The 14,683-nt window shown below is 71.4% G+C and carries 13 protein-coding genes; 4 read left to right on the forward strand and 9 right to left on the reverse strand.

Annotated features, from left to right (window positions below):
- Positions 1-37: 37 nt before the first annotated feature.
- On the forward strand, positions 38-1,243 hold the full coding sequence (locus tag ABZ463_RS06635; protein WP_362773734.1) for a M20 family metallopeptidase: 1,206 nt from the start codon (positions 38-40) through the stop codon (positions 1,241-1,243).
- 85 nt (positions 1,244-1,328) lie between these two features.
- Here ABZ463_RS06635 and ABZ463_RS06640 read toward each other — a convergent pair whose 3' ends face one another.
- From ABZ463_RS06640 to ABZ463_RS06650, 3 genes are read right to left on the reverse strand one after another with little or no spacing between them, the layout of a single operon-like run.
- Positions 1,329-1,709, reverse strand: coding sequence for a PPOX class F420-dependent oxidoreductase (locus tag ABZ463_RS06640; RefSeq protein WP_352010512.1), 381 nt, complete (start codon positions 1,707-1,709; stop codon positions 1,329-1,331).
- Positions 1,710-1,719: 10 nt separating this feature from the next.
- Positions 1,720-2,394, reverse strand: coding sequence for a hemolysin III family protein (locus tag ABZ463_RS06645; protein WP_362773737.1), 675 nt, complete (start codon positions 2,392-2,394; stop codon positions 1,720-1,722).
- A gap of 54 nt (positions 2,395-2,448) precedes the next feature.
- Positions 2,449-4,026, reverse strand: coding sequence for a penicillin-binding transpeptidase domain-containing protein (locus ABZ463_RS06650; protein ID WP_362773740.1), 1,578 nt, complete (start codon positions 4,024-4,026; stop codon positions 2,449-2,451).
- Positions 4,027-4,115: 89 nt separating this feature from the next.
- Here ABZ463_RS06650 and ABZ463_RS06655 point away from each other — a divergent pair, with 89 nt between their 5' ends.
- Positions 4,116-4,937 (forward strand): fused MFS/spermidine synthase, encoded by an 822-nt coding sequence (locus ABZ463_RS06655; protein WP_352010509.1) that lies wholly within the window; start codon positions 4,116-4,118, stop codon positions 4,935-4,937.
- 31 nt (positions 4,938-4,968) lie between these two features.
- Here the strand turns inward: ABZ463_RS06655 and ABZ463_RS06660 are convergent, their stop codons facing one another.
- Complete coding sequence (locus ABZ463_RS06660; protein ID WP_352010508.1) at positions 4,969-6,732, reverse strand: histidine kinase; 1,764 nt, start codon at positions 6,730-6,732, stop codon at positions 4,969-4,971.
- A gap of 185 nt (positions 6,733-6,917) precedes the next feature.
- On the opposite strand from ABZ463_RS06660, the gene ABZ463_RS06665 reads away from it, so the two are divergent.
- Positions 6,918-8,300 carry a serine hydrolase gene (locus tag ABZ463_RS06665; RefSeq protein WP_362773743.1) on the forward strand — a complete coding sequence of 461 codons (1,383 nt, stop codon included), beginning with the start codon at positions 6,918-6,920 and terminating at the stop codon, positions 8,298-8,300.
- A gap of 19 nt (positions 8,301-8,319) precedes the next feature.
- Here ABZ463_RS06665 and ABZ463_RS06670 read toward each other — a convergent pair whose 3' ends face one another.
- Positions 8,320-9,054 (reverse strand): 3-oxoacyl-ACP reductase family protein, encoded by a 735-nt coding sequence (locus tag ABZ463_RS06670; protein ID WP_362773746.1) that lies wholly within the window; start codon positions 9,052-9,054, stop codon positions 8,320-8,322.
- A 187-nt stretch (positions 9,055-9,241) separates the two neighbouring features.
- On the opposite strand from ABZ463_RS06670, the gene ABZ463_RS06675 reads away from it, so the two are divergent.
- Positions 9,242-9,826 carry a TetR family transcriptional regulator gene (locus ABZ463_RS06675; RefSeq protein WP_362773749.1) on the forward strand — a complete coding sequence of 195 codons (585 nt, stop codon included), beginning with the start codon at positions 9,242-9,244 and terminating at the stop codon, positions 9,824-9,826.
- Between the two features lie 9 nt (positions 9,827-9,835).
- Here ABZ463_RS06675 and ABZ463_RS06680 read toward each other — a convergent pair whose 3' ends face one another.
- Genes ABZ463_RS06680 through ABZ463_RS06695 form a run of 4 tightly spaced genes read right to left on the reverse strand, consistent with a single transcriptional unit; the run spans position 9,836 to position 14,583 of the window.
- A complete protein-coding gene (locus tag ABZ463_RS06680) occupies positions 9,836-11,449 on the reverse strand; it encodes a trehalase family glycosidase (RefSeq protein WP_352010504.1) in 1,614 nt (537 codons plus the stop codon).
- Positions 11,449-12,303 carry a carbohydrate ABC transporter permease gene (locus ABZ463_RS06685; protein ID WP_352010503.1) on the reverse strand — a complete coding sequence of 285 codons (855 nt, stop codon included), beginning with the start codon at positions 12,301-12,303 and terminating at the stop codon, positions 11,449-11,451. The genes ABZ463_RS06680 and ABZ463_RS06685 overlap by 1 nt, the downstream gene beginning before the upstream one ends.
- Positions 12,304-12,316: 13 nt before the next feature.
- Positions 12,317-13,258, reverse strand: a complete 942-nt coding sequence (locus tag ABZ463_RS06690; protein WP_362773754.1) for a sugar ABC transporter permease — start codon at positions 13,256-13,258, stop codon at positions 12,317-12,319.
- Positions 13,259-13,260: 2 nt separating this feature from the next.
- Positions 13,261-14,583, reverse strand: a complete 1,323-nt coding sequence (locus ABZ463_RS06695) for a sugar ABC transporter substrate-binding protein (RefSeq protein WP_362773757.1) — start codon at positions 14,581-14,583, stop codon at positions 13,261-13,263.
- Positions 14,584-14,683: the final 100 nt, after the last annotated feature.

Here is a 14,683-nt window from a genome sequence, read left to right on the forward strand (position 1 = left end):
TGCGATCAATTCGTCGAGCCGCCAGAAGGAATGATCGATGTCGTTTCGTGAATCCGCCGCCGACATGCGGGACGAGCTGGTCCGCCTCAGGCACTCCCTGCACCGGGAGCCCGAGCTGGGCCTCGACCTGCCGCGCACCCAGGAGAAGGTGCTGGAGGCGATCTCCGGTCTCCCTCTGGAGGTACGGCTCGGCGAACGGCTCAGCTCCGTCACCGCGGTGCTGCGCGGAGCCCTTCCCGGCCCGACCGTCCTGCTGCGGGGTGACATGGACGCCCTGCCGGTCTCCGAACGCCCCGGGGCGGGCGGGGTGACGGCCTCGCGGTTCGAGGGCAGGATGCACGCCTGCGGTCACGACCTGCACACCACCATGCTGGCCGGGGCCGCGCACCTGCTGTCCGCGGGGCGCGACCGGCTCGCCGGGAACGTGGTCTTCATGTTCCAGCCCGGCGAGGAGGGGCACGACGGGGCCAAACTCATGATCGAGGAGGGAACGCTCGACGCGGCGGGCGAACGTCCTGTCGCGGCCTACGCCCTGCACGTGACCAGCGCGATGCTTCCGCAGGGGACGTTCCTCACCAAGGGTGGCCCGATGATGTCGGCCATCGACGAGCTGACGGTGACCGTGCGCGGCGCGGGCGGTCACGGCTCGACGCCGCACCGCGCCAAGGACCCCGTCCCCGCCGCGTGCGAGATGGTCCTGGCGCTGCAGTCCATGGTGACGCGGAGCTTCGACGTCTTCGACCCGGTGGTGGTCACTGTCGGCAGCTTCCACGCGGGCACGGTCAGCAACGTGATTCCCGAGGAGGCCCGCTTCGCGGTGACGATCAGGTCGTTCTCCCCGTCCGCGCGGGAGCGGCTCCAGGAACGGACGGTCACCCTGGTCAGGGGCATCGCCGCGGCCCACGGGCTGGACGTCGAGGCCGACTACCAGGGGATCTATCCGGTCACGGTCAACGACGCCGGCGAGGCCTGCTTCGTCGCCGAGACCGTCAGGGAGGTCTACGGCGAGCAGCGCTTCCGGCAGGCGGCGAACCCGTTCACCGGCTCCGAGGACTTCTCCTACGTCTGCGACCAGATCCCCTCGGTGTTCGTCGCGCTCGGCGCGTGCCCGGCCGACCGTGATCCGGAGCGGGCCGCCTACAACCACGCCCCGGACGCGGAGTTCGACGACGCGGTGCTGCCCGACGGGGCCACGCTCTACGCCGAACTCGCGGCGCGCCGCCTGGCCGGTGCCACGGCCTGAGCAGCGGCTCGGACAGTTGACTCAAGCGGCGGCCTGAGCAGCGGCTCAAACAGTGACCTGGACCGGTCGCCTTCTTGTGACCGGTTCAGGCCTCGCCGACGATCCGGACACCGACCGTACCGTGCTCGCCCCTGCGGAACCTGCTGACGATCATCAGGACCCTGGCGAACAGGCCGTACTTCCGCAGGATCAGCCGGCGCACCCGCTCGGTCTCCTCCGCGGGCAGCACCGAGGCCCGTCCCTCGACCTGCTCGCCCCGCGTGTTGCCCCGCACGTCGCAGGCCGCCAGGACGACGCGCGGATCGGCGTTCAGGCGTCTGACCTTGCCCGAGGAGGCGACCGTCCAGACGACCAGCCCCTCACCGTCCGGCGCGACCCACACGGGGGTGGGCACCGCGGCCCCGTTCCTCCTGAAGGTCGTCACGGAGACATAGCGCTCGGCCGCGAGCTCCTTGATCGTCGTCATGTACGGCACCCTACGCCGCCGTGTAGACCACCAGGAAGACCGCGGCGTACTGCACGAGGTAGGCGGCGACGGTGAGGGCGTGGAAGACCTCGTGGAAGCCGAACCAGCGGGGCGAGGGGTCGGGGCGGCGTGTGCCGTACACGACTCCGCCCGCGGTGTAGAGCAGGCCGCCGGTCAGGACGAGGGCGACCGCGACGGCCCCGGCTCCCGCGAGCAGCTGGGGGAGGACGAGGGCGGCCGTCCAGCCGAGGGCGATGTAGAGCGCCGTGGACAGCCAGCGGGGGGCCGAGGTCCACAGCACCTTGAACAGCACGCCCGCGAGGGCCCCCGTCCAGACCACGGCCAGGACCGCGGTCCTGGCCGGGCCGTCGAGGGCGAGCATCGCGAAGGGCGTGTGGGTGCCCGCGATGATCAGGAAGATGTTGGCGTGGTCGAGGCGGCGCAGCACCCCGGCCAGGCGCGGGGAGAGGGTGCTCCGGTGGTAGGTGGCCGAGACGCCGAAGAGCAGGCCGGAGGTGACGGCGTAGACGGCCGCCGCCAGCCGGGCCTGGAGGGTCGGCCCCAGGGCGACGAGAACGAATCCGGCGATGAGGGAGACGGGCAGGGCTCCGGCGTGCAACCAGCCCCGCAGGCGGGGCTTGGCGCCCCCGGGGAGAGCGAGGCCCTCGGCGGTGGTCGTGACCATGAACCTACGCTAGCGTAGGTTACGTCTCCGTAGGTTGTGATCTGCCCGACATCGTCACAGGGCTCTGAGGAACCTGGCCGCGACGGGGACCGCCGCCTCCCCGCCGTTCTCGACGAGGACGGCGAAGGCCAGGTCGCCCCGGTAGCCGACGAACCAGGCGTGTTCCCGCCCGTCCGCCGCCCGCGCGGTGCCCGCCTTGCCCGCCGTACCCGGAGGGAGGCCGCGGGTTCCGTCGGCGGACACGGCGCCGTCGGAGGTCCCGGTGGTGTCGGCGACGGCCGCCCTCATCATGGACCGCAGGGCGGTGACCGTGGCCTCCGGTAACGAGGCCCGCCGGGAGACCTGCCGCACCCGCGACGACCGGCTGGGGACCAGCACCGGCCCGTGCCAGGAACCGTCCTGTACGGCCGCCGCGACCAGCGCCATGCACAGCGGGCTCGCCACGACCGAGCCCTGCCCGATGGCGTCCGAGGCCAGTTCGTCGACGTCGCCGGGCGGCGTGATCCTGCCGCAGGACTCGCCGAGGCCGGGCACCTCCGCGTTGAAGCCGAACAGCTCGGCCGCCCGCACCAGGCCCCGGCCGTTCGAGGGCAGGTGGGCCGCCGCCTGCTCGACGAAGGCCGTGTCGCACGACAGCGCGAAGGCCGTCGTCAGGGTGACCGCCTCCGAGGCCGGGTGGTCGGCGGCGTTGCGGAAGATCCTGCCCTTGGGGGGCGTGTAGGTCCGCGGGCAGCCGACCCGTGTCGCCGGGGTGAGCCCCTCGGAGAGCAGGGCGGTCGCGGTGACCACCTTGAACGCGGGGCCGGGGGGATACAGCCCGCGGAAGGCGCTCTGCCCGCCGTTGCCCTCGCCCAGCCGGTCGGCCACCGCCAGGACCTCCCCGGTGCCTGGCCGTACCGCGACGATGGCGGCGGGGTGGTCGACACCGTCGAGCGCCCGCGCCGCGGCGGCCTGGACGGGGCGGGACAGGCTCGTCCTGAGCTTTTTGACGTGCGGCGGCCGGAAGACGGCCAGTTCCCTCTTGCTCCCGTCCGCCGCCGTCGCCTCAAGGGCGTAGCCGGTGGTCTCCTCGGCTCCCGCGCCGAACAGCCCGCGGTAGCCCTCCGCCCCGCTGTCTTGCGGCAGCGGCGCCCCCGAACCGGTGACCGGTTCGGTCTCCGGCGCGGGGATCTCCTTGAAGGCGATCCTGCCGCCGCCCGCCAGCGCCGGGTGGAGCGTCTCCGGCAGCCACACCACCCTCCAGCGGCCCTCGCGCAGGACCATCCGCAGTGTCGACTCGAACGGCCAGTCGCCGAGGTTCCTGACCTTCCTGACGCCGTGGAAGGGTAACTCCGCGTGCAGGCCGTCCCCGCGCACCAGCGTGCCCGGGACGAGTCTCACCGACTCGATGTCCAGGTCCTGGGCGAAGTCCAGATGCCGCTGGGCGAAATCGGCGGGCGGCGAGACGACCATCCGGCCCATCTCGCTGAGGTCGCCGTCCTGCCAGGAGGCCAGGTAGGCGCGGCCCGTCTCCTCGGGCCCCGGGCCCACGGCGCGCACCTGCGCGCCGGTCGGCCGCAGCAGCACGTAGACGCCCGCGCCGATCATGATGAGCACGACGGCGACGAGCACGAGGACCGGTCGAGTACGCATACGGTTTCTCCCAGATGTGTCCTCTCGGTTGTACAGGAACAGAAGTGGAAAGTGGGGCAAAAGTGATCAGGCGGAAACCGGAGGGGCCGATGCCCGGCCGCTATCCGGTGAGCTTCGGCGAGGTCGACCTGCTGGAGGACCTGGACAGGCCCTCGGGGTGGGTCGTCTCCAAGGAGGGCGTGCCCCAGTCCTACGTCGACCTGGAGGACCCCACCTACCTCGACTTCGAGTACGTCCAGCTGATGGCCGTCGTGGTCGACCTGCTTCCCGAGGGACCTCTCGACGCCGTGCACGTGGGAGGTTGCGCGTGCACCCTGCCCCGCTACGTGGCGGCGACCAGGCCCGGGTCCCGGCAGATCGTCGTGGAGCCGGACGCCGGTCTGGTCCAGCTGGTCAGGGACCAGCTCAGGCTCAAGTCGGTGCCCCGGCTCAAGGTCAGGATCCTCGACGGCCGTACGGCCACCGCCGCCCTGCCCGACGCCTCGGCCGACCTGCTCGTGCTCGACGCGTTCAGCGGCGCCACAATGCCGCTCGACCTGGCGAGCGTCGAGTACATGGCCGAGGTCGCGCGCGTCCTGCGGCCCGCGGGGACGCTGGTCGTCAACGTCGCCGACGGCAAGGGGCTCGCCTTCGCGCGCAGGGTGCTGGCCACGATCGGCGGTTCCTTCGGCCATGTCGCCCTGCTCGGTGAGCCCGGCATCATGCGGGGGCGGCGTTTCGGCAACCTCATCGTCGCCGCCTCCCGCGTCGCGCTGCCGTACGCCGACCTGACCCGCAGGGCCGCGAGCGGCCTGACCGTGGCCCGCTGCCTGTCCGGGGAGGAACTGACCAGGTTCGTCGCCGGGGCGAGGCCGTTGCGTGACGGCGACCCGGTGGTCGTGCCGGTGCCGCCGCCCGAGGTCTTCGGCTGAGACCGTCGGCCGGGGCCTTCGGCCGGAGGACTCAGGCGGGCACCCAGGCCCGTACCGCCGTGCCCTCCCCCGGGGCGCTGGCCAGCCTCAGCCCACCGCCGAGGGCGTTCATCCGGTCCGCGAGCGCGGCCAGTCCCCCGCGGTCCGCCGTGGCCGGTTCGAACCCTCTGCCGTCGTCGGAGACCACGGCCTGCAGCCTCCCCTCCTCCAGCGACAGCCGTACCTCGATCCTGGAGGCGGAGGCGTGTTTGAGCGCGTTGGCGATGGACTCGCTCACCGTGAAGTACAGCGCGCCCTCGACCTCGTCGGGGAAGCGGCGCGCGCGCAGCCCGGGGTCCGCGATCACCGTGGTGGTCGTCGGCAGCCGTGAGCAGCGCTCCTCGACCGCCTCGACCAGCCCGCCCTGGCTGAGCACGGACGGATGGATGCCCGCCGCCAGCTCCCGCAGGTCGGTCAGGGTCTGCCTGGCCTCCTCGCGCAGCAGGGTCATGGTCCGCGCGTCCCCACCCGTCGCCCGCGCCAGCTCCAGGCCCGCGATCAGCGCAACGAGCTGCTGCTGCACCCCGTCATGGATGTTGCGCTCGATCCGCCGCCGCTCGGCCTCCTGGGCGTTGACCAGCCTGGCGGCCAGCCCCACGCTCTGGATCGCCAGGCCGACCGGCACCGCCAGCGCCCCGAGCAGCCTGCGGTCCTCCGAGGTCAGCCGCCCCACCGTCTTCGGGCCGCACACGATGCGCCCGAGCCCGGCGGGAACCGTGAGCGCGGCCTCGCCGTCCTCCTCGCCCGCGACGACCCGCGTGCCGTCCGCCAGCTCCACGGCCGCCCAGCTGGTCTCCAGCCCCGCCCGTACGGCCCCCGCCAGCCTGCCCAGTTGCTCGACCGGCTCGGTCTCCTCAAGCGACGGGCCGAGTTCGGTCAGCAGCTCGTCGACCGTCGGTCTGAGGTCGAAGACCAGGAAGATCCGGTGTCCCCTGATGCCGATCCTGATGTCGAGGAGCTGGTGCCTGAACACGGTCATGGTGATCACGATGGGCAGCGCGGCGATGGAGGTGAACAGCCCCAGCCCCAGGCCGGCGCCGTAATCGCTGGGCCCGAAGAACGTGATCAGCAGGAACCCGCCCAGGGTGCCCGTGAGCCCGGCGATCATCCAGCGGAGCACGCGGCGCCCCGCGACGTCGGCACGCCACCAGCGCAGTACCAGGGAGACCAGCACGGCCAGCGCGACCAGGTAGACCACCCCCTGCCCCACCGCACCCGCCAGGGCGGCGACCAGGCCGGGTGTGCCCTTGAGACCGATCGGGTTGCCCCTGGCGAAAATGGACTCGTAGACCGCGTCCGCGCCCAGCAGAAGACCCGCCCAGTGGACCGTGATCGCCACCGCCGCGATCCACGCCCCGACCCGCCAGCGGGGTGAGGGCAGGCGGCCGTCGGGGAAGAGCAGCGGGACGAAGACCCAGGTCAGCCCGTAGAAGACGGTGAAGAGCGAGCTCAGCACGACGGCGACGACGGCCAGTGGTCCCCGCAGCGTGGGGTCACTGATCAGCAGGCCCGCCCCGAACGCGCCGAGCCCCAGGCAGTCGGCGGCGACGAGCAGCAGCCAGCCGTAGACGTTGTCCGGCCGTCTGGCCGCGATGAGCCAGCCGACCGTGGGCGTGATCAGGCATACGGCGACGAACGCCCACACGCTCAGCGGCACGGGGAAGCCGGTCTCCAGCACCCCGCCGGCGACGATGCCGCCCGCGGCCACGGCGGCCATCGCCCCGGCGAGGGCGGCGGGCGGAATCACACGGGTCATGACCGCAGCCTGCCGCCCGGGACGGGGCGCCGTCCATGAGGTTGTCCACACATCCGATGCAGTCTGCCTCACCTCGGGAAACGGAGGACGGCCGGGTGTTCCCGCAGGTCCCGCCGTCCCTACCTTCGAATCGAGGCCGCCGAGGGTGCGGCCGGAAGAACCCGCCTCCCACCAAGGAGATCCTCGTGAGACCGCCGTTCAGATCGACGCGCATGCTCGCTCTCGCCCTCGCCGCGACCGTCGTTCCGGTGAGCACCGTGGCCGCCGGAGGGCAGAGCGTGGCCGCCACCTCTTCCGTAACCCTTTCCGGGACCGCTCTGACGGTCGCCGCCGCCCCCCGGATCCCGGACACCCCGGCGGGCAGGCAGCTGACCTGGCTCCTCGACGCGCTGTCCCGCGCCCCCCTGCCCGAGAGCGAGCTGCGGGAGCACTTCGCGGCCGGCTTCCTGCAGGAGGTCCCCCCCGACGAGATCAACAAGTTCGTCGCCGCACTCAAGGGGCTGACGCTGCAGACCCTGAACGAGGCCGACCCCACGTCGCTGTACGGCACGGCGAAGCTCGGCGGCGAGGACTACGTCGTCACGCTCTCCGTGGACGACGACGGGAAGATCAACAGCCTGCGGGTCCAACAGCCGCAGCCCCTGCCGCCCGGCCCGAAGAACTGGCGGGAGCTGGACGCCCGGATGCGTTCGGTCGCACCGAACGTCGGCTTCCTCGCCGCCGAGATCGACTCCCGGGGACGGTGCCAGGTCGTGCACGGCGTGAACGTGGACAAGCCCAGGCCGCTCGGCTCGATCTTCAAGCTCTACGTGCTGGGCGCGGTGGCCGAGAAGGTCCGCGACGGCAAGCTCAGCTGGGACACCGAGCTCACGATCAAGCCGGAGTGGAAGAGCCCCAGCGAGGGCGGCCTGTGGGAGCGCCCGGACAACAGCAAGGTCACCGTGCGCGAGGCCGCCAAGCTGATGATCTCGATCAGCGACAACACCGCGGCCGACATCCTCATCCACACCGTCGGCCGCAGGGCCGTCGAGGCCAAGGTCCGCCAGTGGTCCGACCACCCCAAGCTGAACATCCCCTTCCTGACCACCAGGGAGCTCTTCCTGCTCAAGGGGATCGACCACCCCCGGCAGGCCAGGACCTACCTGGGCCTCAGCACCGCCAAGAAGCGGAAGTACCTGCGTGACGTCGTCGCCAAGCAGGACGGCTCCGGCATGAAGCCGTGGACCACGCCCCGCGAGGTCGACACGATCGAGTGGTTCGGCTCCCCGCGTGACATCTGCCGCGCCTACGTGGGCCTGAGCAGGCTGAACTCCAAGACCCTGAACGAGACGCTGTCCGGCTTCGACGGCCTGGGCCTCGACGCCAAGAAGTGGCCGACCGTCTGGTTCAAGGGCGGCTCGGAGCCCGGCCTGCTGGACCTGGCCTACCTCGGGCGTTCGGCCTCGGGGAAGACCTACGTCGTCACCGCGCTGGCCTACGACAAGAGGAAGGCCCTCCCCGAGGAGCGGGCCGCCCCCCAGATGGTCTCCCTCGTCAAGGGCTCCTTCTCCCTGGTCAGGTCCAGGTAACCCGTCGCCGGGGCCGCGGTCAGGCCGTGGTCCCGGCGTCCACGGTGACGGAGGTTCCGGTGATGTTGCGCGCGCCGGGCCCGGCCAGGTGCGCCACGGTCGCGGCGATGTCGTCGGGGTCGCAGTAGCGGCCGAGCGCCGTGTAGGAGCGCTCCCCCTCCGCGTCCGGCCCGTCCGCCGGGTTCATGTCGGTGTCGGTCGAGCCGGGGTGGACGAGGTTGACGGTGATGCCCCGGGGCCCGAGGTCACGGGCCAGTCCCTTGGTGAGCCCGATGAGCGCGGACTTGCTCATCGAGTACAGCGTCCAGCCGGGCGAGGTCACCCGCTCGACCAGGCTGCTGCCGATGCTGATGATCCGCCCGCCGTCCCCCATGTGCCGGACCGCCGCCTGGGCCAGCAGGAACGACGCCCTCGCGTGGACGGCCAGCGTCCGGTCCACCTCCTCCAGGGTGAAGTCCTCGATCGGGCCGTAGGGGGCGATCCCGGCGTTGTTCACCAGGATGTCCAGCCCGCCCAGTGTGGAGACGGTGCGCTCGACCGCCTCCGCCAGCGCCGTCGCGTCGGTCGCCTCGGCGGGTACGGCGAGGCCCCGGCCACCGGCCGCCTCGATCTCCCGCACCACCTCCCGCGCCTTCTCCCCGGCGCGGGCGTAGGTGATCGCGACGTCCGCGCCCTCGGCCGCCAGCCTGCGTGCGATCGCCGCACCGATGCCGCGGCTGCCTCCGGTGACGAGCGCCACCCGTCCGTTGAGCATGACATTGCCCCCTCAATGCGGAATTGATTCCGTTTCAGAGAATAGGCGGAATCGATTCCGGATCGCAAGTCGATAGGGTTGGGGGGTGCCTCGGAGCCGACGACCTCAAGCAGCGGACCCCCCAGCCGGGGATCCCCCGGCCGCGGACGCTTCAACCGCGGACACCCCGTCCGCGGGCGGCTCGGCCGTGGGCGGGCCGGTCACGGGTGACCGGCCGGGCGACAGGCGCGCGGACGCGGCGCGCAACCGTGCGAAGATCCTCGCCGCCGCGGAGGAGATCGTGGCGACCCGGGGCGTCGAGGCACTGGCGATGGCGGACGTGGCCGCCGCGGCGGGTGTCGGCGTCGGCACGCTCTACCGCCGCTTCGGCGACAGGTCCGGCCTCGCCCACGCGCTCATCGACCGGCGGGAGCGGGAGTTCCAGACGACCTATCTGAGCGGCCCGCCCCCGCTCGGTCCCGGCGCGCCCGCCGCCGAACGGATCCGCGCCTTCCTGCACGCGCTGGCCCGCCGTACGGTCGACCAGCTCGACCTGCTGCTCGTGGCGGAGACCACCGGACCGTTCGCCCGCTTCGGCGGGGCCTACCACGCCTACCACCGCCACCTGGCGATCCTGATCGCCGACGCCCGGCCCGACCGCGACCCGTCCTTCCTGGCCGACGCCCTGCTCGCCCCGCTGGCCGCGAACCTGCTCGCCTACCGGCGGGACCTCACCCTCGACGGCGTCCAGGCCGGACTCGACGACCTCCTGACCGGCGTCCTGCCGGAGTAGCCGCGGCCTTCACGTCGCCGAGGTGCCGTGGGTGGTGGCCAGGTCGAGGAAGAGGGCGCTGGACCAGCCGAACCCCTGGGTGGCCCGGCAGGCCCGGCCGCCGGTGAGGGGATTCCAGTACTCGTACAGGCCGCCGCCGTCGTTCACCATCCGCAGCGTCCGCACGGCCAGCTCGTCGGCGGCCTCGGCGAAGCCGGAGCGGCGCAGCCCCTCGACGAGCAGGTGGTTGACGTTGAGCCACACCGGCCCGCGCCACATCGCGTCGGGGTCGAAGTCCGGGTCGTCGAAGGCGACCGTCGGCACCGGGCGTTCGGCCCAGAAGCTCGGCGAGAGCAGGTCGGCGAGGAGCCTCTCCGCGATCGCCTCGGGCAGGCGGCCGGTGAACAGCGGCATCAGCTCAAGCGGGGTACGGCAGGCCACCTCGACCTCCCGGGAGGTCTTGGCCAGGGTGGTGAAGCGCTCGCCGTTCCAGCGCCTGGCGACGAGCAGTTCGACGTGCCCGGCGGCCCGCTCCCGCCACCCGGCCGCCTCCGCCGTACGGCCGAGCGCCTCGGCGATGTCGCCGAGCCGGTCCGCCTGCAGGGCGAGGTAGGAGTTGAGGTCGGGGGGCTCGGCCCTGGGGCCGTGGTCCCAGATCGGGCTGTCGTCCAGGCCGGACGAGTAGGGGTGGAGATACTCGGCCAGCCCGTCCCCGTCGGGGTCGGAGACGGTCAGCCACCACTCGTGGGAGCGGGCGATCGGCTCGTAGACCTCGGCGAGGAAGCCCGGGTCAGGCGCCACCTCGTGGATCTTCCAGACGGCCCAGGCAAGCAGCGGTGGCTTGGTGACCGGCACGACGCCGCCGATCGGCTGCCCGGCCTCACCCGGCTCCGGCCCGCCGACCGCCGTACCGACGTGCTGGGCCAGGCGGGCGTGGTCGGAGCGGGGCAGGTCGGTGGTCTCGGCGAGCACGCCCAGGTCGTGCACCACGTCGGGGACGAGCCCGTCGGGGCGCTGGTGACCGAGCAGGATGCGGATCTGGTCACGGGCCAGTTCGGGGGCGCCGTGGCGCAGGCCGACCGCGTGGAAGCAGGCGTCCCAGTTCCAGACGCCGACGTAGCCGAACTTGGAGGGGACGACGCCCAGCCTGCCCCGCGCCTGAGCGATGGGCAGCAGGTTCACCCCGAGCGTCCACCACGCCTGTTCGGCCCGTTCCCGCAGGTCATCGGGTACGGCGGGCATCCGCCCGAACCACTCCCGCCACCGTGACGCGGCCCGTTCGAGCAGGGTGGGGCCGTCGAGGGTGGAGGCTCCGGTCAGGACCAGCGTCCCCTCGACCGCTCCCCCGCCGCCGTCCCAGACGGCCCGTGCGCCGGAGCCGGTCAGCACCAGCGTCTCCGCGTCGGCGAACACCAGCTCGACGCCACCCTCGAAGGTGAGACGGTCGGCGTGGGCCCCCCGTACGGGCAGTTCGACGGCGCCGGAGAACAGCCGCAGACCGGTCAGCACGGTCGTGTCCGCCAGCCGGGTCTCGTACTCGGCGCGGGCGATCCACAGGGAGCCGTCGTCGGCGGGCATCACCAGCAGCCGGGAGCCCCGGTCGGTGAAGGGGGTCCGCCCCAGGTCGCGTAGCTCGAACGTCATCAGCGTCCTCCCAGGCCGGACATGGCCATGCTGTTGAGGATGCGCCGCTGGCCGATCAGGAAGGCGATCATCATCGGGACGACCGAGATGGCCGAGGCGGCGAGGGTGAGCCCGTACTCGGTCGCGCCGTGCTGTCCGGCGAACTGGCTGACCAGCAGCGGGACGGTGGCCAGCTCGGGCGAGTTCAGGAAGATGAGCGGGAAGAAGAAGCTGTTCCAGCTCGCGAGGAAGACGATGATGCCGAGCGCGCCCATGCCGGGCCTGACGTTGGGCAGCACGATCCGCCAGAAGATCGTCCAGCGGCCCGCCCCGTCGAGACGGGCGGCCTCCTCAAGCTCGATCGGGACCGCCCTGATGAACTGGCGCAGCAGGAAGACCGCGAACGGGTTGACGTAGCCGGGCACGATCAGCGCCAGGTGGGAGTCGATCCAGCCGAGCTTGGAGAGCATCAGGTACAGCGGCACGATCGTCACCTGCGCCGGCACCATCTGGGTCGCCAGGAAGAGTCCGAACAGCAGCCCCGAGCCCCTGAAGCGGATCCTGGCGAAGGCGTAGGCGGCCATCGCCGAGGTCAGCAGGGTCAGCGCCACGTTGAGGACCGCGATGTAGAAGCTGTTCCAGTAGGCCTGGGCGAAGGGCAGCGCGCCGAAGGCGTCGGGGTAGTTCTGCGCCCGCCAGGGGTTGGGCAGCCAGTCCAGGGGCGAGTTGAGCATCTGGTGCGTGCCCTTGAACGACGTCAGCAGCATCCAGACGAACGGGAACAGCATGACGAGCCCGCCGACGGCGAGTGCGACGTGCAGGGCGATCCCGCCCAGGCGGCGGGGCAGGGAGACACCCGTGGGGATCACGGACATGGACGTCCCCCTTTCACGAGTCGTAGTGGACGAAGCGCCGTTGCACTCCGAACTGGACGAGGGTGACCAGCAGCGTCAGCGCGAGCAGGATCAGCGCGGCGGCGCTGCTCATCCCGAACTCGAACCGTTTGAAGCCCAGGTCGTAGACCTGGTAGACGATCGTGCGGGCGCCGTCGTTGTGGTCGGGGTCGACCAGCACGTAGATCTGGTCGAACGCCTGGAAGGAGCTGATCACCGCGACCACGGTCGAGAAGAAGAGGGTCGGGGAGATCATGGGCAGGGTCACCGAGCGGAAGACCCTGATCGGCCCTGCCCCGTCGATGCGGGCGGCCTCGTTCAGCGAGGGCGGGATGGTCTGCAGCCCGGCCAGGAAGATCACGACGTTGAGGCCGAGTGAGGACCAGATGGTCACGACCGCGATGGCGACGATCACCCAGTTCGGGTCTTCGAGCCAGTCGGGCGGCGTGATCCCGAACCAGTCCTGGACGGTCCTGTTCAGCACGCCGTAGTCGCCTCCGGCCAGGATGATCTGCCACATCACCGCGACCGCCACCGAGCTGGTGACGACCGGCATGAAGTAGACGACCCGGTAGAGGGTCTTGCCCCTGACGTGGTTGAGCGCGACGGCGATGAGCAGCGCGAGGCCGAGACCGAACGGGACGGTCAGGAAGGCGAGTTCGACGGTGTTCCAGACGGCCGTGCCGAAGGCGGGGTCGGACAGCTGCGCGGCGAAGTTGTCGAAGCCGACCCAGGACTTCTCGCCGAGCCCGTCCCACTTCATGAAGGCGAGCACGACGGCGAAGCCGAGGGGAAGGACCAGGAAGACGAGCAGGCCGACGACCTGCGGGGCGAGGAAGAACGCGGCCCACCAGCCGTCCCGGCTCCGCACGCGCGCCGCCGCGCGCGCGGAGCCGGGTTTCGCGGTGGGGCGCGTCTCGGTGACGACGCCTGCCACCGCTAGCCGATCTTGCCGTCGACGAGTGCCTGCAGCTCGGTCATGCCCTGCTCGAAGGGGACCTTGCCCGTCCAGACCTTCAGCAGGTGGTCGTTGATGTCCTTGGTGAGGCCGGGGATCGCCACCTCCTCCGGGTAGTTGGCGAAGCCGGTGTCGCGGACGTCGAGGAAGGTCTGGGCGTGCGCGGGGTAGTCGCCTTCGAGCACGACCTGCTCGGCCCCCTTCACGGAAGGTACGGCGCCGCCGCCCTTGAGCCGCAGGAGCTGGCCCTCCTTGCTGACGAACTCGCTCAGGAAGGTGAAGGCCTCCTTGGGGTTGGCGGAGTCCTTGTTCAGCGACAGGTAGGAGGCGGCGACCGCGCCGGGCATCGGCTGGCCCGTCTCGGACGGGAACGGCACGATGTCGTAGTTGGGCAGGTCACCGCCCTTGCGCAGGGAGTCGATCATCCAGCGTCCGCCCGCGTAGAAGCCCGCGGTCCCCTTGAGGAACTGGGTGCTGGCGCCGTTGCTCGCGGGCAGCACGTCGGCCGAAAGGAAGGTCTTGTCGGCGTAGCCCTTGGCGAGGGTCTCCAGGGCCTGGCGGGACTTGGGGTCGGTGGTGGCGACGAACTTCCCGCCGTCCCAGACCTTGCCGCCGAAGCCGCCGATGACGCTGTAGGTGGAGCCGTACCAGTTCCAGAAGATGGACCCGGCCTTGCCCGCCGCCTTGAGCTTGGCGTTCATCTCCAGGTACTTGGCCATGGTCCACTTGCCCGCGGCGTTGAGCTCGGCGGGGTCCTCGGTGATGCCGGCGTCCTTGAGGGCCTTCTTGCCGTACCAGAGGACCTCGGGGTTGGTGTCGTTGGGGACGCCGTAGATCTGGCCGTCCTTCCTGGCGCCGCCGTAGATGCCCTCGAAGAAGTCCTCCGGCTTGCTCTTGCTGTCGGGGCCGGCGAGCTTGTCGTTGAGCGGGGCGAGCACCCCGGCGGCGACGAACTTGCCCACGTTGTCGTCGCCGACGAAGAAGACGTCGGGGGCGGTCTTCGAGGTGAGCTGGGTCAGCAGCTTGGGGTGGTAGTCCTCGTACTTGGGGACGGTCTCCATCTTCAGCACGATGTTCGGGTGGCGCTTCATGAAGTCGTCGTTGAAGCCCTTGAAGAGGGCGACGTCCTCGGCCGAGCCCCAGGTCGACCATCTGATGGTGACCTTCCCTCCCTCCGCGGCGCCGCCGGTCGCGGCCTCGCCGCCACCACCGCCACCGCCGCCGCTGCCGCTGCACGCCGCGGTCGCGGCGGTCGCGACGAGGGCCGCCGCGGCCAGGAACTTCTTGGACGGGGAAAAGGACACGGTGTGCCTCCTGGAGCTTTCCTTGCGGGGGGTGGGGGTGCTTTTCTCACGAAAAATCAGGCTTTGTGGGCGATCAGGCCTCGCGAAGGGACCTGCGGAA

The organism is Streptosporangium sp. NPDC020145, assembly GCF_040631275.1.
In the GTDB taxonomy this organism is placed as follows: domain Bacteria; phylum Actinomycetota; class Actinomycetes; order Streptosporangiales; family Streptosporangiaceae; genus Streptosporangium.